This is a genomic window from Streptomyces sp. BR1 (assembly GCF_052373795.1).
Lineage (GTDB): Bacteria > Actinomycetota > Actinomycetes > Streptomycetales > Streptomycetaceae > Streptomyces.
This window is the reverse complement of sequence record NZ_CM126252.1, coordinates 31,386-51,298: the sequence shown is the minus strand read 5'-3', so window position 1 is coordinate 51,298 and position 19,913 is coordinate 31,386. Positions and strand designations below refer to the sequence as shown.

Below are 19,913 nucleotides of genomic sequence, written 5' to 3'. Positions count from 1 at the left end.
AGTGTCAGTGGGGCATGTCAGGATCGACGACATGCACCTCCACGTCCCGCTTCCCTCGGATCCGAGCCGGTCGACGGTCTACGTCGACTGGGTCAAGGCCACCGACCCCGACCCCGCCGCAGAAGCCGCCGCGCTCACGGTGGTCGACGAGGTGCGCGCGAGCATAGCGTCGGCATATCCGAAGCTGGGACGTTGCGTCGACGGCCTGGAGCGCCGGGCGCTCAGGCTGCCGCCTGCTCATCTGCCCTGGTTCTGGGACACGGTGGGCCACCGGCTGATCTCCTGGCACCCCCGGTCGGCGGCGCGCGCCTACACCCTGGCCCGCAAGGCCGAGCGCGAGCAGAAGCTGCCCGTGGACGCGGACCGGCACCGGGCGAACGTGTTGCTGTACGCGCGCGAAGGTGCGCTCCCGGTGAAGGAGTTGAACGACCATCAACGCTGGCTGGCCGGTGTGCTGCCCGCCTCCGAGGCACACGAGGAGTACGTACGGGTCCTGACGGCCTGGGCCGCGTCCCCGGGTGAGCTGCCCGCCGACCTGGCCCGGCGGATCCGGGCGTCGGCACGTGCCGCCGGGCTCGGTACGGACGAGGACGCGCGCGTACTGGGGCAGTTGCTGGCGTCGGCGGCCGGGAAGGCCGTGCCCGATGGCCTGCTGGACGCGGCTGCCGGACTGCTGGCCGATCACGCGCAGGGCGATGACGTCAGTGCACGCCTCCTGGACCTGTTCCCGGAAACGAAGAACAACGCCTCGACATGGCTGCGGCTGCTGCTGCGCTCCGGTGCCGCCGACGCCGTGACCGCCGGGCGGCTGACCCCGGAGGGCGGGCTCGCCGCCTGGCTGGGGCGCTTCACGCGCGCGTACTCGCACGGCAAGGTGGTGGGCGGCGGGGTGATGCGACAGCCGATGCCGCCGGAACTGTTCGAGCTGGTGGGCCGGTTCGGCCCCCGGCTGCGCGCGGCGGGGACGCCTGTACGACTCCACGAGGACCGCTACGGCTACCCGGGGTTTGACGCGGACCTCCTTGACCTGTGCCTCGCCGAGGGCATGACGGTGGAGGACCCGGGCGACGCGGTACGACTGGAGTTCTGGGGCGAGCAGTCGCGGCGCGACCTGAAGGCGCTGGCGGCCGACCCGGTGTTCGGACGCCGCCTGGAGGGCACGGTCCACGCCGGGCTGCGCGGCGGCGGCACCGCGATCACCCGGCTGCCGCAGAACGCGGGCATCGCCGCCGAGGTGCACACCCGGATCGAGAGCCTGCTCGGCGCGTTGCGCGGCGGCGGTCTCGCGGCGGCCGACGAGGCCATGGACGAGTTGCGGGACCTGCTGGACCGGCCGACGGCCACGGCTCTGGACGGCATCGAGGAGGCGCTGGCGGAGCTCGACCTGAGCGGCCCCCTCGCGCGCGCCCTGCGGGCCGGGCTGCCGGAGGAGCTGGGCTGGCCCGCTCTGGACGAGGCGCTGGCGGGCTTCGGGCGCGACGAGGTGGTGCGGGTGACGTCCACATGGCCGGTGCTGACCGTGTACGGGCCGGACCGCGCCGTCGCCGTCGACCACGCGGGCCGACGCGGCTCCTGCACGTTCCGGGTGCCCGACGAGGCGACCCTGCACACCGTCCACTACGCGGGCGGACAGTTCCTGGTGAGCTGGACGACCTCCGAGCGGTACTCCTTCGGGGAGCACGCCTTCTGGGCCGACCACCCGGACGACGTGTTCGAGCCGGAGAACCTGAACCTTGTGCCGTACGGCGGGGTCACCCAGGGCGGCTTCGGGTTCCAGTTCGAGAGCTCGGACGGCGGCGGACGCCACGACGGAGAGCGAGTGCTGCGGCCCGGCGACCGCCACGGCATCGGGGACCACGAGCTCCAGATGAGCGACGGCCATCGGTTCTGGAGCGCCGAGGTGTTCCACTCACGGGGCAACTGGACGCAGGTCGACCCGCTGACGGGGGAGCGCGGCAGCGGCCGTACGCTGCCCGACTTCCACCGCGCGCGTGAAGTGCCGCCGGGAATGGAGGAGTTCGAGGACGGCCAGACCCTCGCGGCGCTCCCGCAGGACGCGCCGCCGTCGCCGCTCGGGCAGGACGGCCGCCTGGTCGGCTGCCGGGTCCTCAACCGCACGCCGTACGCGGGGCCTTCGCCGACCGACTTCCTGCTGGAGAACATCGACGGCCGCAGCGCGCGTTACCGCAGCCGACGCCCGGGACGGCGGCCCTGGGGCATTCTTGGGCTGCCCGAGGGCGGCGAGGACGCGGTCCTGGTGGGCCAGGACAGCATCCGCTGCCACGCCGCGGGGGACAACTCGCTGCTGTGGCAGGTGCACGGTTTCCCCGGCTCGGACCGCAAGCGGACCGTGACGTTCGGCGAGGACGCGGGCCCGGTGCCGCCGCCCGCGTTCTGGCACTTCCTCACCCCGCGCGACGCGTCCTCCTCGAAGACGCTGCGTACCGTGGCGGACGACAGGGTACGGGCGCTGGTCGAGGCCGCGGTCCAGGAGAGGCGCGGAGTGGACGTCCTCCCGGCCACGGTGACCCGGGTACTGCCCGGGGTGACCGAACCGGCGGTCGTGCAGGGCGTGTTGCGGGCCGCGCGACTGGCCGCCGATGTGCTGCACCGCCGCGAGGAGCTGTCCCGGCGCGTGGGCATCATGCGGTCGGGCCCGGTGGTGGCGCTGGCGAACCCCGTACCGGACACGGTGCTCACGCCCGCGCTGTGCGGGCTGCTGCCCGACCTCCTTCCGTACGAGGCACATGTGCCCCAGGCGTGCCCCGCGTTGCAGACGGCGATCGCTGCGGACGGCCGCCATCTGCGCGGCGAGATCGACGACGAGACCCGACGCCTTGCGCTGCCCGCCGAACCGGCCGAGTGGGCCGTGCTGGTGGGCCGGATCGACGCGGTGGCCTGGCGCGTCGCCGTCGAGACCACCTCCGCCGAGGAGCGCGCGGCGCTGTCGGCCCTCCTGGAGACGTGGAGCGGGCAGCCGTTCGCCGAACCGGGCGGGGCCTGGCGCACCGGCCGGGCGCCCGACGGGGAGCTCGCCGTATGCCGGTCCGCCGGAGGTGCGGTGGCGTCGGCCGGGGCACGCGGCGGGTTGGCGCGCTTCCTCCAGCGGGCAGCCGACCCGGCTCCGGTAGCGGCCGAGGAGTGCGAGACCTCCACGGTCACCGGGGACGACCGCGTACGTCTGCCCCGGCTGCTTGAACTCGTGGCACAGCACGGGCCGCTCGTCGTGCCGCCCGAGGCGGTGGCGCTCTTCTGTGAACGTACGGGAGTGCGCCGCTCGATCGCGGCCTTGGTACTCGTCGGTCTGCCCCAGCGGGAGCGGTACGACGACCACCTCAAGATGCTGTGCATGGCGCCGTACAAGATGAGCCAGGACCTGACCTGGGAGTACGGCGCACTCTGCCGGCGGCTCGGCGCGGCGGGCCGGGGCGCGGTCCTTGCGGCGGGTGTGCCACAGGACCCGGCCGAGATGTGGGCGCCCGGCGGTATGAGTGCGGCGGCGGAGCGGATGGCTGCCGTATGGGCCGAACTGCTGGGCGCGAAGCCTTACGTGGACGAGGAGTTGGCCGCCGCGCTTGAGGCGGACCTGGGGCTGACCGATGTCTGGGCGCGGACGCTGACGACGGGCGCCGCTTCGGCGAGTGACGGAGTGTCAGACGACGCGCTGCCCGGCGCCGACGGATCCGTACTCGTACGCAACAGGGACGGCGGCCTCGATGTGCACCACGTCGATCCCGACGGCACGGCCGGGGCGTGGGTGCCGTGGACCCGGCCCGCGCACAAGGAGGCCGCGTCCGTCGTGGCCTGGGCGCTGACCGAGCGGCCGGTCGGAGATCCGGCCGCCGAAGGGGCCGTAAAGCTGTACGAGCAGCTGCGGGCGCGGTTCGACGATCCTCGGACGCTGGTCCCGATAGGCCAGTACGCCCCGCTTGCGCGGGCGGTGGCCGACGACGCGGAGTTCGCGCCGTACCGGGGCGAGATAATGCCCTGCCCCAAGCCCCTGACGGACGACGCCGCCGGGATATCCACGGCCTACGACGACGGGCTACTGGTCGTCGCCGTACCCCGCGGCGAGGTGTTCGTGCGATCGGCCATGCTCGCCGAGCCGGAGCGGGTGGACCGGGCGCTGCGGTTCGGCGACGAGGTCAAGCTGCCCTGGCTGCGGGAGGACTTGGTCAAGCTCCGGGCGGCGTTCGACGGGCTGGACCGGATGGCCGCGCGTGCGGCCACGACGCCGGTGTCCCCGGGCGGGTACGAGATGAACCCGGCGCTCAGCACCCCGGACCTGGTCGCCGAGGCCGCGCGGGCCTTCGGCGTCGGCGCGGACGCGGCCGCCCTGTACCTCCAGCTCCTGGCGCTCGCCCGGCCCACCGACAAGAACGTCCGCCGCTGGAACGGCTGGTCGGCCGCCCGGCACAAGGCGGCCCAGGCGGAGCTGGTGGCGGCCGGTGCCGTGGAGAGCGGCAAGCGGGCCCGGGCGGGGCGCACGGTGTTCCTCCCCGGCCCCTGGACGGAGGTGAACGCACCGGATCTCCCGCTGGAGGAGGCGAAAGCCGCTGCCCATCTGACAGTTGTGCTGGGGAAACGGCCCTACGGCCCGTTCGTCCGGCTGCTGCCCCCCTTGCCGCCGCACGAGCTGTTCGCCCACGCGTGGTCGGTCAGCGCACCCAGGTCGTCGTGAGGGACTGGACGGCCGAGCCGTCGAGGTCGGTGAGCTTGGTGGCGACGAAGTCGCGGGCCCAGTCGGAGGTCTGGATGCGCAGCGGCGGCCGCTCGGCGGTGAGCGCGCCGGTCACGGCCGCCGCGGCCTCGGCCGACGTCTGGGCGTTGTCGAAGGACTTCCGGGCGCGGTTGATGTACGCCTCCAGCGCCGGGGCGTAGGGACCGGCGGCGGTGAGCAGTGCTGGGACGTCGAGCTGCTGGCTGGCGACGAACTCGCTGGCCACCGCGCCCGGTTCGACCAGGACGACGCCGACACCGGTGGTCGCGGCGACGGGCGCCAGCGACTCCATGAAGCCCTCGACAGCGAACTTGGCCGCGCAGTACGCCTCGTTGAAGGGCTGACCCACCACGCCCCCGACGCTGGTGACGGTGATGACCCGGCCGCCTGAGGCGCGCAGATGGGGGAGGGCGGCCCGGGTCACCTCGACGACGCCGAAGTAGTTGACCTCCATGGCGGCGCGGACCGGGTCCATGCCGTTCTGCTCGACGGTGCCGAGGAACCCGGCGCCCGCGTTGTTCACCACGGCGTCGAGCCGGCCGTGCTCGGCGACGACCTCGTCCAGGCACTTGGCGACGGACGCGGGATCGGTCACATCCAGCTGCTTGACCTGGAGGAGGTCGACGACGCCCGCCTCGGCGGCCGCGGCGAGCAGGGCGTCCGCCCGCCCGGTGTCCCGCATGGTGGCGACGGTGCGCCAGCCTGCCCGGGCGGCGTCGACGGCGGCGGCCAGGCCGATGCCCGACGAGGTGCCGGTGATCAGAACGGTGTTGTTGTTCGTGGTGCCCATGACGTTTTCTCCGCTCGGACAAGCGTGGGATATCTGTGCGTGCACACACACCATACGGTTGTGTGTACGTACACGCAAACAGGTAGGGTGGCGGCATGGCGCACAACGACCTCACCCTGGGCGAGCTCACCCCCCGCGACCACGCCTTTTACGGGCTGGTGTGGGCCGGGGCGACGCTCAGTGCCCGGGTGGACCAGGCGCTGGTCCGGGCGCATGAGCTGCCGCTGTCCTGGTTCGAGGTGATGCTGTGGCTGCGCGGCCAGAGCGAGCCGGTCGCCGCCTCCGACCTGGGAGCCAAGACCCTGCTCAGCCGCAGCCAGGTCTCCCGTGTGGTCGACTCCCTCCAGGCGCGCGGCCTGGTGGCCCGGGTGCCCTCGGAGACGGACGCCCGTTCCGTGCGGATCGCCCTCACCGAAGCGGGACGGCGCGCCTTCGCCGAGGCCGACGCCACCCGCCGGTCCGCGCTGGCCGAGGTCTTCGACGACCGGCTCGACGACCAGGACATAGAGGCCCTGGAAACGATCTGGGCCAAGCTCAAGAAGCCTCGCGACGCGTGACACCGCCCCGTCGTACGGGTTACCGGGCGCCCGAACACGTGAGGTCGGCGGACGGCAGCCGTCCGCTGCCGAGATAGGCGTTGACCGCGTCGTTGACGCAGGCGTTGGCGTACGTCAGGCCGTAGACCGCGTGGCGGTACGAGTTCCGTACGGTGATCAGGCGGGAGCTGGGCCAGTTGGTGTGCATGGCCCGGGCCTCGGAGTACAGGACGCGCGGATCGCCCGTGGCGTTGACGAGCAGCGCCGGGACGTCGTTGTCGACGACGGTCGGCCGCTCGGCCGGCGGTGTCCAGAAGGCGCACGGGGTGATGTCGTTGAAGAGCGGGCCGAAGAGCGGGTGGTGTGCGCGGCTGCGCTCGATCGCTCGCCAGAACACCTCCGGGTCGCGCGGGCCAGGGGTGTCGGCGCAGAGATACGCCGTCTGTGTGCTGCCGTACGCGGAGTCCTGCCCGGTGAACAGCGACGGCAGGAGCGCCGCGAGGCCCGGGTCCGGCTCCGCCCGCCCGCTCTCGGCGGCCCGCTTCAGCGTGCGGACCATGACGGCGATGTCCCGGTCGGTCGGCCGCACGTCCTCGCCGAGCACCCCGTACATCAGGAGCGGCACCGCATGCCGGTCGAGCTTGTACGTGCCCACCGCGAGAGGCCGTCGCACGGCGGAGGCCTGGATGCGGTCGACGGTGGCGAGCACCGCGTCCGCAGTGCTGCCGAGACCGTACGTGGCGTTCTGGGTGGCGGCCCAAGTCGCCCAGTGGCGAAGCGCGTTCTCGTTGGCCTGCTCGGTTCCGTACTCCGCCCAGGGCGCGAGGTGGTGCGGTTCGTGGACGCCGTCGAAGACGACCCGGTCGGTGCGGCCCGGGAACATCGCGGTGTACACCTCGCCGAGATACGTACCGTACGAGATCCCGAGGTAGGAGACCCGCCGTCGGCCGAGCACGCCCCGCACCACGTCCATGTCCCGCGCGGCGTTCCGGCTCGACGCGTACGGCAGCAGAGCGCCCGCGTTGCGTCGGCACTTCGCGGCCAGGCCGCGCTGGAAGGCCGTCATACGGACGAAGTCGGTACGGTCGACGCCGGCCGCGCGCATATACGTGGAGGTCGGCCAGCGGCAGTCGAGGGGCGCGTTGCGGCCGACGAACCGGGGGTCGATGCCCACCAGGTCGTACCGTGCGGCGACCTTCTTGAGTGCTGCGTGGCGGTCTGTCAGGTAGTCGATGGCCGGGTCGCCCGGGCCGCCCTCGTTCACCACGAGGGCGCCGATCCGGTGGGCGGTGTCGGTGGCCGGGACGACCGCGACCGCGACGGAGATCGTGCGGCCGCCCGGGCGTGTGTAGTCGAGCGGGACTGTCACGGCCGCGCACCGCGCGCCCAGCGCGGCGAGCTGCTTGCCCGGGGTGTCCTGGGCGTTGCGCACACAGGACTTCCAGGCCGGGGACTGGCGGTAGTAGCGGTCGAGCGAGTGGTCGGCGACGGCCGACGCCGGAACAGCGGCGGTGAGCGACAGCGCGGCGACCAGGGCCGTCGCCGCCCGGAAGTGGACGCGATCGCGGTACGCGAGCTTCATGCCACGGAGCGTAGTTCCTGTTAAGCGCGTTTCGGGCGGATTGCGCAAAATAGTCGCAGTGGCACAGCGCGATTGCGCCAGGCGCCGGTTCGGGCACCATGGTCACGTGCCGAGAAACCGACGAACGCCACCGACGCCCGCGCCAGTTGACGACCCGCTGCTCGATCAGGCCCTCGCGGACCTCGACTGGTACGCGCGCTGTCGCGACCGCGCCCGCCGGTGGCACTGGAGCACCGAGCTGGGCGCGCTGCTGATCGGTGCCGCGACCGTGGTGGCGGCGGGCATCCAGGCTCCCGCCGCCGTCACGGCCACGCTCGCGGGACTGACCGTCTTCATCGGCGGATTCCGCCAGGTCTTCGGTCACGCGGAGCGCCATGTGCTCGCCTCGGAGGCCTGGTCGAGGCTGCATCTGGCGGTCCGCCGCTACCGTCTCGTCCCCGAGGCGCAACGGGACGAGTCCGTCCGCCGACGCCTCCTCGAAGAGGTCGAGACGGTGGCGACGACCGAACTGCAGAGCTGGGCCGCCAGTCGGCGCGGAGTGCAGCCCGGGCCGCTCACGGGCAGTCAACTGCCGTAGTGGTGGGCTTACTTGAGGCACACCCCGCTACGTCGGGATCAGCCCGTGAAGTGGAGGCAGATGCCGAGCGGCGCGCCCCAGCCGGTGTGGACGCGGACCAGTACCGCGCTGTTGACGACGGTGACGCTCTCGGAGTAGACGTGCGCGTCGCCGATGAACTCCTGGGAAGGCAGACCGCCGCCCGCCTCGGACGCGGAGGCGGTCACCGGCTGGCCGGCCGACACGGGGGCGCCGTACCAGGGTATGGTCTGGCCGTCGTTCACCCCGGTGTAGCAGTTGGTCTGGGTGAACGAGGTCGCGCCGAAGGCTCTCTTGCTCACCAGCGTGGCGGCGGAGTGGTTCTCCCGGGCGCTGTTGCCGGAGGGGGCGGAGCTGGAGGACGACTTCGGGGTGGTGTCCGCCGAGGCGATCCCCGGAGCGGTCAGCAGGGCGGCGGCCACGGCCGTCACGCCGAGCACGCCGGTCAGCGAGCGCTTGGCCTGCGAGGAAATCCGCATGGTGGTTCCTTTCTGTTCCTGGTGAAAGTGGAGTGTCGGACGGGAATTCATGGCTGGCGCAAAGGTGCGATGGGCTGTGGTGATCGATGCCGTGCGATGGTGGTGCGGTGATGTCATGAGCCCATCAATTCCCCTGACCGGTGTGCGCCACCGAGAGCGCCACCGGGCACTGCCACGCTAGGCCGCCGCGAAAGTCGTCCGGTATCCCGAATTCTGGGTATGGCGCGAGAGTTGGTCCGTGTGCTCGCCGGGGAATGCGCCTCTGGTGGCCGACCCCCGACAGGGTTGTGCGACCTGGTGAGTTGTGCGCCCTCCAAGGGCGCGGCGCGCGGCGCCTAGACTGGGGGCGTGCCGGGCCCGGGAACGTGGTCCGGGCGGAAACGGGAGAGCGAACGTGACGGCACGCAACGGCAATGTCGAGGACCCGCCTGCCGAAGTGCTGGCGGAGGCGGCCGCCGTGTTCGGCCTGCTGGCCTCGCCCGCGCGGCTGCACATCGTATGGGCCCTGGCGCAGGGCGAGAGCGATGTCACCGGGCTCGCGGAACGCGTCGGCGGCGCCCTGCCCGCGGTGAGCCAGCACCTGACCAAGCTGAAGCTCGCGGGTCTCGTACGCGCGCGGCGCGAGGGCCGGCGGCAGATCTACTTCGTCGACGATCCCCATATGGTCTCGATCGTCCGGCTGGTGATGGGTCAGCTGACCGAGCCCGTCGAGACCCCCGAACGCCGACTGCGCGGCCTCGGCTGAGATACGACGGTGATATCGGTGGTGCACAAGGGCAGAGGAGGTGGTCGGTGATGGCTGAGCGCCGCAGGCGTCGGCTGGGCTGGTGGCTGGTGCTTCCGGTCCTCGCGCTCGCTCTCTGGGCGTGGGCGCGCGGTGGCGACGGTTCGGACACGAAGAGCGCGGCCCCGCAGAGTTCCGTCAAACCCAGTCCGTCGGCGAGCCGCACGGCCTCCGCCGACAAGCACACCGCGTACGACCCCGCCGACTACGCCCCGCAGGTGCGTACGTACGCGAAGAAGGCGGGCATCAGCGCGCAACTGCTGATGGCGATCCTCTACAACGAGTCCTACAAACCGCACGACCCCGACTTCGAGCGCTCCTGGCAGCGCTACAAGACCGACTCCGCCTTCGGCATCGCCAATATGCACCGGGCCGCCTTCGACGACACCAAGCGCGGCCGCGACTTCGCCGACCGTCGGTGGGACGAGCTGCCCGACGACCGGACGCTCGCCGTCGAGGCGGCGGCCTGGCATCTGCACGACCTGGCGAAGCAACTGCCCGCGCACTGGACCAGCGCGCGCACCAAGGACGAGCTGCTCGCGATGGGGTACAACGCGGGCGGTGGCAACATGCTGGCCTTCGCCCGGGGCGTCCGGCCGGGCAGTCAGGCCCAGTCGTATCTCGACACACTGCATAACAACTGGGATAAAGCGGGCACAGTCGTACGCGGTTGACGCCCGAGAGATCCTCTTTGCTCCCATTTGCACTGTCGCATCCTCGACAACACTTTAAAAGTTGCGCAATGCTTGAAGTATGGTGTGCGGCGAGAACGCCTGCCGCCGGTCGGGGGCGTGCGAGGGCTTGGGGGTGGGGAGTGATGCGCGACGGGGACGGGTTGCGGGCGCAGGACAGGCTGGTCTTCACCCACGTCCTCCAACAGGCCCTCGATTCACCGGAGATACGTGCGGCTCTGCGCGATGCCTCCGTAACCGTCCGCCCCGAGTGGCTGCGGGCCCAGGCGCTGCGCGATCGGGAGGTGATCGCCGAGATGGCGGTCGCCGAGTACCGCAGCTACCTCCGGGCGGGCGCCGTCGCCGAGTCCGATGCCGGTGGGGGAGTGCCGGAACCGGGCGCCTCGTGGCGTGACAGTGAGCAAACCACCAGTGCGCGCGCCGAGTTGCTGTCCGCGCTCGCCTTTCTCATACCCGCGCTGAGCGCCGTCGCCGCGGCCGCCTTCCTCCTCATCGGCCACAGCCTGGAACTCGTGGGGCTGCATCCGCTGCTCGCCGACGAACTGCAGACGTGGGGTTGGGGATTCGCCCTGATCGCCGGAGCGAGCGCGGCCGTCGTGCTCGCCCGGCTCCTGATGGCGGCCGCGCACAACACCCCGGCGGCCATGGCCGAACCGGCGGCGGATGCGTATGACCGCGCCCGGCGGGAACAGGCCGTATGGCGCCAGGCGCTGCTCGAACGTGGAGTGCTCCCGTATCTGCGCGGCCGCATCGAGGAGGAGCGGCGGGCGGCGTCGGACTCCGAGACACGCCGTTGATACTTTAATGCTTGCGCAAGTGAGCTAACTATAGTGACGGGCGCAGCAGGACTCGACGTACTGGAGGAAGACCGTGGGAGTGACCCTGTCCAAGGGCGGCAACGTTTCGCTGAGCAAGGAGGCACCCGGCCTGAGCGCCGTGACGGTCGCCCTCGGCTGGGACGTGCGGACCACCACCGGAGCCGATCACGACCTCGACGCCAGCGCGCTGCTGTGCACGGAGGCCGGCAAGGTCGTCTCGGATCAGCACTTCGTCTTCTACAACAACCTGACCAGCCCGGACGGCTCCGTCCAGCACACCGGCGACAACCTCACCGGTGAGGGCGAGGGTGACGACGAGTCCATCAACGTCGACCTGTCCCGCGTGCCCGCCAACGTCGCGAAGATCGTCTTCCCGGTCTCCATCCACGACGCGAACGCCCGGGGCCAGAGCTTCGGCCAGGTCCGCAACGCGTACATCCGTGTGGTCAACCAGGCCGGCAACGCGGAGCTGGCCCGCTACGACCTGAGCGAGGACGCCTCGACCGAGACCGCGATGGTGTTCGGCGAGCTGTACCGCCATGGCGGCGAGTGGAAGTTCCGCGCCGTCGGCCAGGGGTATGCCTCGGGCCTCGCGGGGATCGCGTCCGATTACGGCGTCAACGTCTGAGGCGTCCGGGCGGCGGCATTTCGAAAACATCGGCATGAACTTCGGGATCATGCCGGTGACCGGCATGCCGCCGCCTTTCGCCGACTGCGGCGGTTCTTCCCTGTTCGCGGGCCGGATCGCCGCAGGTTTGCTCCCAATGATAAGGGTCCGATAAGGTCCCGGCGAACCGTCACAGGCTGAACACAGAATTGACCCCTGGTTTCCTTTGATTCGAACGGATTTGGCGAAGAGTCGGCCGACTCTTGGTGCGCTGTTTGTCGTTGAGATACGAACCAAGGCCGCTCATCGCGCATCTCTCAATACGTTCAGCCCGCGTCCGCACGCGCGGAGCACAATTCCAAAGGAAACCTGCCTTGAACCCGCAACCGCCATACCCCGCCTCGGTGCGACGGATGACACATCCGCAGGAGCTGCTGACAGCTCGCCCCACCACCGGGGCACTCTGGCAGCCCGTTCCGCCGCCCGCCGCCCGCACACTCCTCGACGTCCTGGAGACGACCGCGCGGACCCACCCCGCGGCGCCCGCCCTGGAAGCCGGGAACAGAGTGCTCGACTACCGCACCCTGATGGCGGAAGTCGGCGAGCTGGCAGCCAAGTTCAGAGCGCAGGGCATCGGAGTGGGGGACCGGGTCGGCATACGGGTGCCCTCCGGCACCACCGACCTGTACGTGGCCATCCTCGCGGTGCTCCACGCGGGTGCGGCCTATGTGCCGGTCGACGCCGACGAAGGTGAAGAGCGCGCCGAGATGATCTGGTCCGAGGCCGCGGTGTGCGCGGTCGTCGGCGCCGGACTCTCGGTACTCCCGCGTTACGAGACGGCGCCGCAGGCGATTCGCCGCAGGCCGTCGCTGGACGACGACGCGTGGATCATCTTCACCTCCGGGACCACCGGGGTGCCCAAGGGTGTGGCCGTCAGCCATCGCTCCGCCGCCGCGTTCGTCGACGCCGAGGCCCGGCTGTTCCTCCAGAACGCGCCGCTGGGCCCCGGCGACCGTGTGCTGGCCGGGCTTTCCGTGGCGTTCGACGCCTCCTGCGAGGAGATGTGGCTCGCCTGGCGGCACGGTGCCTGTCTGGTCCCGGCGCCGCGCTCGCTGGTGCGTGCGGGCGTCGACCTCGGGCCGTGGCTGGTCGAGCGGGGTATCACCGTGGTGTCGACCGTGCCCACGCTCGTGGCGCTCTGGCCGCCCGCCGCGCTCGACCGGGTGCGGCTGCTGATCGTCGGCGGCGAGGCCTGCCCGGCCGAACTGGTGGACCGGCTCGGCGGCGGACGCGAGATGTGGAACACCTACGGTCCGACCGAGGCCACCGTGGTCGCCTGCGCCGCCCGGTGTGTGCCCGGTGAGCCGGTACGTATCGGAACGCCGCTGGACGGCTGGCAGCTCGCGGTCGTCGACACCCAGGGCCACCCTGTGCCGTGGGGTGCGAGCGGTGAACTGGTCATCGGGGGCGTCGGCACCGCCCGCTACCTCGACCCCGTCAAGGACGCCGAGAAGTTCGCGGCCCACCCCGCCCTGGAGGGCCGCCGCGCCTACCGCAGCGGCGACCTGGTCCGCGCGGAACCCGAGGGGCTGATCTACCTCGGCCGCGCCGACGAACAGGTGAAGATCGCCGGGCGCCGTATCGAACTCGGCGAGATCGACGCCGCGTTGCAGTCGCTGCCCGGGGTCCGGGCGGCCGCCGCCGCAGTGCGTACGACGGGGAGCGGCGCCCAGATCCTGGTGGGCTATCTCGTACCTGATAAACCGTCAGTCAACGGCGGCCTGGACACCGGTGCCGCCCGGCGTCAGCTGCTCGACCGGCTGCCGCAGGCCCTGGTCCCCGTCCTCGCGCTCGTCGGCGACCTGCCCACCCGCACCTCCGGCAAGGTCGACCGCAACGCCCTGCCCTGGCCGTTGCCCCAGTCCCCGATCGGTGTGGACGACAGCGCGGGGCAGCCGCTCGAAGGCACCGCGGCGTGGCTGGCGACGCTCTGGCAGGACCTGCTGGGCATGCCGGTGACGGCGGACGCGGACTTCTTCGTGCTCGGCGGCACCAGCCTCGGCGCCGCCAAGCTGGTCACCGCGCTGCGCGACCGCTATCCGGCGGTCTCCGTGGCGGACGTGTACCACTGCTCGGGCCTGCTCGCGCTCGCGGACCGGCTCGACTCGTTCGGCCGGCGGGGTGCGGCCCGCCGTGAGGTGAAGCCGACACCGCGTCACGTCGGAGCGGTCCAAAGCCTCGTGCTTGCCGTGCTGTTCACCGTGACCGGGCTGCGCTGGCTGCTGGCGCTCGCCACCCTCGACAACATGATCGGCCCGCTGCCCTGGGCCCCGCACACCTCCTGGTGGGTGGTGCTCGGCGGCTGGGTCCTGCTCTACAGCGCCCCCGCCCGCCTCGGTATCGGCGCGGGCCTGGCCCGGCTGCTCACCCGGGGCATGCGCCCGGGCGACTACCCCCGGGGCGGCGCCACCCATCTGCGGCTGTGGGCGGCCGAGCGGGTGGTGGCCACCTTCGGCGTCCCGGCACTGCTCGGCACACCGTGGGCCTCGGTGTACGCACGCGCGCTCGGCTGCGAGGTCGGCCGTGACATCGTGCTGCACACCATGCCGCCGGTGACGGGCCTCGCCCACCTCGGCGACGGCTGCTCGATCGAACCGGAGGCCGATCTGTCCGGCTGGTGGCTCGACGGTGACGTGCTGCGTCTGGGCGAGGTACGCATCGGGGCCGGCTCCCGGGTGGCGACGCGCTCGATGCTCTTCCCCGGCGCGCAGGTGGGAGAGGGCGCCGAGCTCGCGCCCGGAGCCTCCCTCGACGGCGCGGTGCCCCCGTACGAGCGCTGGGTCGGCGTGCCCGCCCGGCGCGATGCGGCCGCGGCCCCGGCGGGCAGCGACTGGCCGGCCCCGCCCCGCCACCACCGCCGCCATCGCCGCAACCCCCGGCGCTGGCACTGGGCGTACGCGGCCGCGTTGCTCGGTTTCAACGTCCTGCCACTGCTTGCGATGGTTCCGGCCCTGGCGTTCCTCTACGAGGTCGCCGGACATGACAGCTCGCTCGGCGTGCTGCTCGGAGATCTGCTGTGGACCGCGCCGATCCTGACCGTGCTCAGCGCGACCTGCTACGCCGCTCTGCTGGTGGTCGTGGTCCGGCTGGCCGCACGGGCGCTCACGCCCGGTTTCCACCCGGCGCACGGCAAGGCGGCCTGGTGCGCATGGGTCACCGCACGCCTGATGGACCAGGCCCGCGGTTCCCTCTTCCCGTTCTACGCCAGCCTGTTCACCCCCGTATGGCTGCGCCTGCTCGGCGCGCGCGTGGGGCGGCGGGCCGAGCTGTCCACCGTGCTCACGCTGCCGAGTCTGATGACGGTCGAGGAGGGCGCGTTCCTCGCGGACGACACCCTGATCGCGCCGTACGAGACGCGCGGCGGCTGGCTGCGGCTCGGCAGGGCGAGCGTGGGACGGCGTGCGTTCGTCGGCAACTCCGGCATCGTCGGACCGGGCCGCGAACTGCCCGACGGCGCGCTCGTCGGCGTACTGTCCGATGCGCCCGCACACGCCGAACCCGGCTCGTCCTGGCTGGGCAGGCCCGGTTTCACCGTGGCGCGCAGCGCGGACACGGGCGATGTCAGCCGTACCTTCGAGCCGCCCAGGCGTCTGGTGCTGGCCCGCGCGGCGGTCGAACTGTGCCGTGTCATACCGCTGTTGTGCAGCGCGATACTCGCCGATGTGTCGTTCGTCGTCCTCCAGGAAGTCGTCAGCCTCGACGGCTGGGCCCTGGCCTCCGCGCTGGCCGGTGCGCTGATGCTGGTGACCGGAGTGGTGGCGTGTCTGACCACGACGGTCGCGAAGTGGGTCCTGGTGGGCCGGTTCCGCCAGGGGGAGCATCCGCTGTGGAGCTCGTTCGTGTGGCGCAACGAGCTGTTCGACACCTTCGTCGAGGAGCTCGCCATGCCCTGGCTGGGCAGCTCCCTGATCGGAACGCCCTTCCTCAACACCTGGATGCGGACGCTCGGCGCGCGCATCGGGCGCGGGGTGTGGTGCGAGAGCCACTGGCTGCCCGAGACGGACCTGGTGCGGCTCGACGACGGTGCGAGCGTCAACCGGGGCTGTGTGCTGCAGACGCACCTGTTCCACGACCGGCTGATGCGCATCGACGAGGTCCGCCTCGGCCGGGGCGCGACGCTCGGCCCGCACTCGATCGTGCTGCCCGGCTCGTCCATCGGCGACACCTCGGTGGTCGGCCCGTCGTCGCTGGTGATGCGCGGCGAGCAGGTTCCGGCCGACACCCGCTGGCTGGGCAACCCGGTCTCCGCGTGGGTGCCGCAGAGCAACGAACCGGCGACCGCCTCGGTGTGACGCCCCGTCAGGGGGCCTGCCCGCACACCGCGGGCGGGCCCCTCGGACCCCTGAGACTCCTCAAGGAGACAAAACCGTGTGTGGCTGGACTCGCCGGGCGTTCGTCACCGGCGCGCTGTCGCTCCCTGTGTACGCCGCATCGACGGGTGGAGACCGGATGGACGCCGACGGAGTGACCCAGGCGGAAGAGCGCCGCGCCCAGGCGACCGGCCACTACTTCCCCCGCCACGGCGACCCCGCGTTCCACCCCACCGCGTACGACCTGCGACTGTCCTACCTTCCGTCGCAGCGCACCCTGACCGGTCTCGCGCGGGTGACCGCCACCGCCGAGGCGGCCGTCGAGCGCATCGGCCTCGACCTGTCGGCCGCGCTCGGGGTGAGCGCGGTGAGCCTGGACGGGGTGAGTACCCGGTTCCGGCACCGGCGGGGCAAGCTGTGGATCGACGCGCCGAGCGGGCTGCGGCCCGGGCGGTCGTTCACCGCCGAGGTGCGCTACTCGGGCAAACCCCGGCCGCTGCGCACCCCGTACGGCGACATCGGCTGGGACTACACCCCGACCGGTGTCCTGGTGGCCAGCCAGCCGTTGGGGGCGTCCTCCTGGTTCCCCTGCAACGACCGCCCCGGCAGCAAGGCCGCGTACCGCATGGCGGTGACGGTTCCCGACGGGCATCAGGTGGTCGCCAACGGGACGCTGAGCGAGCGCAGCCCGGCGAAGGCGGGGCATTCGACGTGGACGTATGAACACCGCAGGCCGATGGCCAGCTATCTGGCGACGCTCAACATCGGCCGGTTCGCCTTCAGCGAGCAGCACGGCGGCCCGGTGCCGATCCGCAACGCCTACCCGCCCCGCAAGGCGGCGGCCTTCGCGCACGACTTCGGACGCCAGCCCCAGATGATGCGGCTCTTCGAGCGCCACTTCGGTCCGTATCCCTTCGAGGTGTACGGATCGGTCGTGGTGGAGGCCGAGCTGGACCAGCCGGTGGAGAACCAGACGTACTCCCTCTTCGGCGTCAACCACCTGGACGGCAAGCGCGGCAGCGAACACCTGGTCGCCCATGAGCTCGCCCACCACTGGTTCGGCAACAGCGTCTCACTCACCGAGTGGCGGCACATCTGGCTGAACGAGGGTTTCGCCACCTACTGCGAGTGGCTGTGGTCGGAAGAGTGCGGTGACGCCGACGCCGACGAGTGCGCGGCGGCGAACTGGGCCGACCTCGCCGACGACAGCCAGCGGGTACGGATCGGCGACCCGGGTCCGGCCAAGCTCTTCGACGAGCGGGTGTACTCGCGGGGCGCCTGCACCCTCCACGCGCTGCGCACCACGATCGGCGACGAGCGGTTCTTCGCGACGCTGCGGGCGTGGGCGACCGAATACCGCCATCGCAACGCCGGGACCGATGAATTCATCGCCCTCGCCGAACGCCATGCGGGCCGCAGCCTGATTGATTTCTTCCACCCGTGGCTGTACGAGAAGCGACTGCCGCCGCTGCCGAGCGACGAGTGACCGGCGCACCGCCGTACGCTCGCACCGGCGGAGCACACCTCTCCACATTCTTGCTATATTGCGCAACTATGCAAGTCATTCGCTTCGCGGACCACTCCGTGAACGGGTGCTGACACACCGGGCCGGGGGACGAGTGAACATGCCGAACAGCGGCGCGGGCGTACGCGGTTGGACGGCCAGGCGCCGCAACACCGAACTGGTGCTGGTCGTCCTCGCCGTCCTCATCGCGATGTTCGGCCACGCCTCGGTGGGTCTGGCCATGCACGACTCGCTGCCCTCCGGGTTCTGGGGCTACAGCCTCGGCCTGGGCGCGCTCGCGCTCACCGCGCACCTCGCGGTACGGCGCTTCGCCCGCTACGCCGACCCGCTGATCCTGCCGGTCACCGTGATGCTCAGTGGTCTGGGTCTGGTGGTGATCGACCGGCTCGACGACTCGTACAAGACCCACTACCACGCCACCTCCGCCGCGCCCGGACAGGTCATGTGGACGGCCGTCGGGGTCGGTGTGCTGATCGCGATCATCGTCGCCCTCAACCACCACCGGGTGCTCCAGCGCTATACGTATGTGGTCATGGCGACGGCCCTGCTGCTCCTGATGGCCCCGGCGTTCTTCCCCGGGGACACCTACGGCGCCAAGCGCTGGATCTTCCTGGGGCCGGTGTCGTTCCAGCCCGGTGAGTTCGTGAAGATCAGCATCGTGGTGTTCTTCGCGGGATACCTCACCGTCAACCGGGACGCGCTGGCCCTGGCCGGACGCAAGGTCGCGGGCATCAGCCTGCCCCGTGGCCGCAACGCCGGACCGGTCATCGCGGTGTGGGTGCTCAGCCTGCTGGTCCTGGTCTTCGAGCGCGACCTGGGCACCTCGCTGATCTTCTTCGGCGTGTTCGTGCTCATGCTCTACGCGGCCACCGAGCGCACCAGTTGGGTGATCTTCGGCGTGGTGATGGCCGCCGTGGGCGCGGTGGTCGTCGGGTCGCTGGAACCGCACGTCCACGGCCGCGTGGTGGCCTGGCTGCACCCCTTCGACATCTATCTCCCGCCCGACCGGCGCCCGGCGGGCCTCGTCTCCGACCAGGCCGCGCAGGCGATGTTCAGCTTCGGCCACGGCGGGCTCACCGGCACCGGACTCGGCCGGGGCGAGCCCTGGCTGATCGGGTTCGCCGGGCGCAGCGACTTCATCCTCACCACCATCGGCGAGGAGCTCGGCTCGGCCGGAGTGATCCTCGTCCTGATGCTGTACGTCCTGCTGGTGGAGCGCGGACTGCGCACCGCGCTGGCGACCACCGACCCGTTCGGCAAGCTCCTGGCCCTGGGCCTGGCCACCACCATCGCGCTCCAGGTGTTCGTGGTCGCGGGCGGCGTCACCGGACTGATCCCGCTCACCGGCAAGGCCCTGCCGTTCCTGGCCCAGGGCGGTTCCTCGTCCGTCGCCAACTGGCTTCTTGTGGCGCTGCTGCTCAAGGTCAGCGACAGCGCGGGACGGGCTTCGACCCAGCCGGAGGGGAACGCCACGATCCTCACGCGGGCGGTTCAGCCGACGGGTTGACGGGTCCGGGCGGGGCCTCGGCTGCTTTGCGAGTTCCCCGCCCGGTGTTCTCTGTCTGACGTTCCGTCAGAGTGTGCGGGCGAACAGCGCCAGCAGGTCCTCCCAGTGGCGCTTGTCCGCCTCCGCGTCGTACGCGGAGGTGTCGGCCTGCGTGAACCCGTGCTGGGCGCCCGGGTAGATGCCGCCGCTGTGGCGGACACCCGCCGCCGTGAGGGTCTTCTCCAGGTGGTCGATCTGCTCCGCCGGGTTGCCCCCGTCCTGGTCCGCGTGGCCGAAGTACAGCTCGGCGGTGATGTTCCCGGCGAGCAAGTGGGGGCTGTCGGGGGCGTCGTTGGCCAGCCGTCCGCCATGGAAACAGGCGGCGGCCGCGACGCGGGTGGGGTGGGTGCCCGCGGTGCGCAGGGCGATGTTGCCGCCCATGCAGTAGCCGGTGACACCCGCCGGTCCGTCGGTGGTCAGGGGCGACGCGGCGAGCCACGAGAGGTAGGCCTCCGCGTCACTCATGGCCAGCTCGGGGGTGAGGGCGAAGATGAACGGGGTGATCGACTCGAAGAGGTTGGGGCGCTCCGCCGGGTCGATGAACTCGGGCAGCTCGAACAGCGGCGCACGGCCGCCACGGTAGAAGAGGTTGGGCAGCAGCACGGTGTATCCGGCCGCGGCTATGCGGTCCGCCATCTTCTTGAGGTGGGGGCGCAGCCCGAACGCGTCCATGTAGAGCAGGACCGCCGGGTGCGGGGCGCCGTCGTCGGGGTGGGTGAGATAGGCGTCGGCGATGCCGTCCGGGGTGGGGATGTCGATATCGGTTCCGTGCACGGTGGCCATGGTGAATTCTCCTTCAACCCTGATGAATCCTCCTGGCAGGATAGGCGACCAACACGGCATCAAGGCATCGCAGTTGACCTTTGTCA

14 protein-coding genes and 1 pseudogene are annotated in these 19,913 nt (G+C 71.4%); 11 read left to right on the top strand and 4 right to left on the bottom strand.

Annotated features, from left to right (window positions below; all coding sequences use genetic code 11):
• The first annotated feature begins 31 nt into the window (after positions 1-31).
• Positions 32-4,681 carry a hypothetical protein gene (locus ACT1U9_RS00250; RefSeq protein WP_444536307.1) on the top strand — a complete coding sequence of 1,550 codons (4,650 nt, stop codon included), beginning with the start codon at positions 32-34 and terminating at the stop codon, positions 4,679-4,681.
• Here ACT1U9_RS00250 and ACT1U9_RS00245 read toward each other — a convergent pair.
• Positions 4,659-5,510 (bottom strand): SDR family NAD(P)-dependent oxidoreductase, encoded by an 852-nt coding sequence (locus ACT1U9_RS00245; RefSeq protein WP_444536306.1) that lies wholly within the window; start codon positions 5,508-5,510, stop codon positions 4,659-4,661. The genes ACT1U9_RS00250 and ACT1U9_RS00245 overlap by 23 nt on opposite strands.
• A gap of 95 nt (positions 5,511-5,605) precedes the next feature.
• On the opposite strand from ACT1U9_RS00245, the gene ACT1U9_RS00240 reads away from it, so the two are divergent.
• Positions 5,606-6,067: a MarR family winged helix-turn-helix transcriptional regulator gene (locus tag ACT1U9_RS00240; protein ID WP_444536305.1), complete on the top strand. Its 462-nt coding sequence runs from the start codon at positions 5,606-5,608 to the stop codon at positions 6,065-6,067.
• A 19-nt stretch (positions 6,068-6,086) separates the two neighbouring features.
• Here the strand turns inward: ACT1U9_RS00240 and ACT1U9_RS00235 are convergent, their stop codons facing one another.
• Positions 6,087-7,628: an alpha/beta fold hydrolase gene (locus ACT1U9_RS00235; protein ID WP_444536304.1), complete on the bottom strand. Its 1,542-nt coding sequence runs from the start codon at positions 7,626-7,628 to the stop codon at positions 6,087-6,089.
• Positions 7,629-7,734: 106 nt separating this feature from the next.
• Here ACT1U9_RS00235 and ACT1U9_RS00230 point away from each other — a divergent pair, with 106 nt between their 5' ends.
• Positions 7,735-8,205, top strand: a complete 471-nt coding sequence (locus ACT1U9_RS00230) for an SLATT domain-containing protein (RefSeq protein WP_444536303.1) — start codon at positions 7,735-7,737, stop codon at positions 8,203-8,205.
• Between the two features lie 38 nt (positions 8,206-8,243).
• Here the strand turns inward: ACT1U9_RS00230 and ACT1U9_RS00225 are convergent, their stop codons facing one another.
• Positions 8,244-8,702 (bottom strand): hypothetical protein, encoded by a 459-nt coding sequence (locus ACT1U9_RS00225; protein ID WP_444536302.1) that lies wholly within the window; start codon positions 8,700-8,702, stop codon positions 8,244-8,246.
• A 394-nt stretch (positions 8,703-9,096) separates the two neighbouring features.
• On the opposite strand from ACT1U9_RS00225, the gene ACT1U9_RS00220 reads away from it, so the two are divergent.
• The 8 genes and pseudogenes from ACT1U9_RS00220 to ACT1U9_RS00185 all read left to right on the top strand — a co-directional run bounded on the left by ACT1U9_RS00220 (position 9,097) and on the right by ACT1U9_RS00185 (position 19,005).
• Complete coding sequence (locus tag ACT1U9_RS00220; protein WP_444536301.1) at positions 9,097-9,447, top strand: ArsR/SmtB family transcription factor; 351 nt, start codon at positions 9,097-9,099, stop codon at positions 9,445-9,447.
• 50 nt (positions 9,448-9,497) lie between these two features.
• Complete coding sequence (locus tag ACT1U9_RS00215; RefSeq protein ID WP_444536300.1) at positions 9,498-10,160, top strand: transglycosylase SLT domain-containing protein; 663 nt, start codon at positions 9,498-9,500, stop codon at positions 10,158-10,160.
• A 143-nt stretch (positions 10,161-10,303) separates the two neighbouring features.
• The gene (locus tag ACT1U9_RS00210) at positions 10,304-10,975 is read left to right on the top strand and encodes a hypothetical protein (protein ID WP_444536299.1); all 672 of its coding nucleotides are present in this window, start codon (positions 10,304-10,306) and stop codon (positions 10,973-10,975) included.
• Between the two features lie 73 nt (positions 10,976-11,048).
• Complete coding sequence (locus ACT1U9_RS00205; RefSeq protein ID WP_188271888.1) at positions 11,049-11,624, top strand: TerD family protein; 576 nt, start codon at positions 11,049-11,051, stop codon at positions 11,622-11,624.
• 19 nt (positions 11,625-11,643) lie between these two features.
• Positions 11,644-11,778 (top strand): annotated as a pseudogene (locus ACT1U9_RS00200) (FtsW/RodA/SpoVE family cell cycle protein); the annotation flags it as partial.
• Between the two features lie 238 nt (positions 11,779-12,016).
• On the top strand, positions 12,017-15,955 hold the full coding sequence (locus ACT1U9_RS00195; RefSeq protein ID WP_444536298.1) for a Pls/PosA family non-ribosomal peptide synthetase: 3,939 nt from the start codon (positions 12,017-12,019) through the stop codon (positions 15,953-15,955).
• A gap of 76 nt (positions 15,956-16,031) precedes the next feature.
• A complete protein-coding gene (locus ACT1U9_RS00190; RefSeq protein WP_444536297.1) occupies positions 16,032-17,459 on the top strand; it encodes a M1 family metallopeptidase in 1,428 nt (475 codons plus the stop codon).
• Positions 17,460-17,598: 139 nt separating this feature from the next.
• Positions 17,599-19,005, top strand: a complete 1,407-nt coding sequence (locus ACT1U9_RS00185; RefSeq protein ID WP_444536296.1) for an FtsW/RodA/SpoVE family cell cycle protein — start codon at positions 17,599-17,601, stop codon at positions 19,003-19,005.
• A 66-nt stretch (positions 19,006-19,071) separates the two neighbouring features.
• On the opposite strand, the gene ACT1U9_RS00180 is transcribed toward ACT1U9_RS00185, so the two are convergent.
• Complete coding sequence (locus tag ACT1U9_RS00180; protein WP_444536295.1) at positions 19,072-19,827, bottom strand: dienelactone hydrolase family protein; 756 nt, start codon at positions 19,825-19,827, stop codon at positions 19,072-19,074.
• Between the last annotated feature and the right edge of the window lie 86 nt (positions 19,828-19,913).

Excerpts from the sequence above, each read along its gene's own strand:
- ACT1U9_RS00250 (WP_444536307.1), top strand. The coding sequence starts at position 32 with ATGCACCTCCACGTCCCGCTTCCCTCGGATCCGAGCCGGTCGACGGTC.
- ACT1U9_RS00245 (WP_444536306.1), bottom strand. The coding sequence starts at position 5,510 with ATGGGCACCACGAACAACAACACCGTTCTGATCACCGGCACCTCGTCG.
- ACT1U9_RS00240 (WP_444536305.1), top strand. The coding sequence starts at position 5,606 with ATGGCGCACAACGACCTCACCCTGGGCGAGCTCACCCCCCGCGACCAC.
- ACT1U9_RS00235 (WP_444536304.1), bottom strand. The coding sequence starts at position 7,628 with ATGAAGCTCGCGTACCGCGATCGCGTCCACTTCCGGGCGGCGACGGCC.
- ACT1U9_RS00225 (WP_444536302.1), bottom strand. The coding sequence starts at position 8,702 with ATGCGGATTTCCTCGCAGGCCAAGCGCTCGCTGACCGGCGTGCTCGGC.
- ACT1U9_RS00215 (WP_444536300.1), top strand. The coding sequence starts at position 9,498 with ATGGCTGAGCGCCGCAGGCGTCGGCTGGGCTGGTGGCTGGTGCTTCCG.
- ACT1U9_RS00210 (WP_444536299.1), top strand. The coding sequence starts at position 10,304 with ATGCGCGACGGGGACGGGTTGCGGGCGCAGGACAGGCTGGTCTTCACC.
- ACT1U9_RS00195 (WP_444536298.1), top strand. The coding sequence starts at position 12,017 with ATGACACATCCGCAGGAGCTGCTGACAGCTCGCCCCACCACCGGGGCA.
- ACT1U9_RS00185 (WP_444536296.1), top strand. The coding sequence starts at position 17,599 with ATGCCGAACAGCGGCGCGGGCGTACGCGGTTGGACGGCCAGGCGCCGC.
- ACT1U9_RS00180 (WP_444536295.1), bottom strand. The coding sequence starts at position 19,827 with ATGGCCACCGTGCACGGAACCGATATCGACATCCCCACCCCGGACGGC.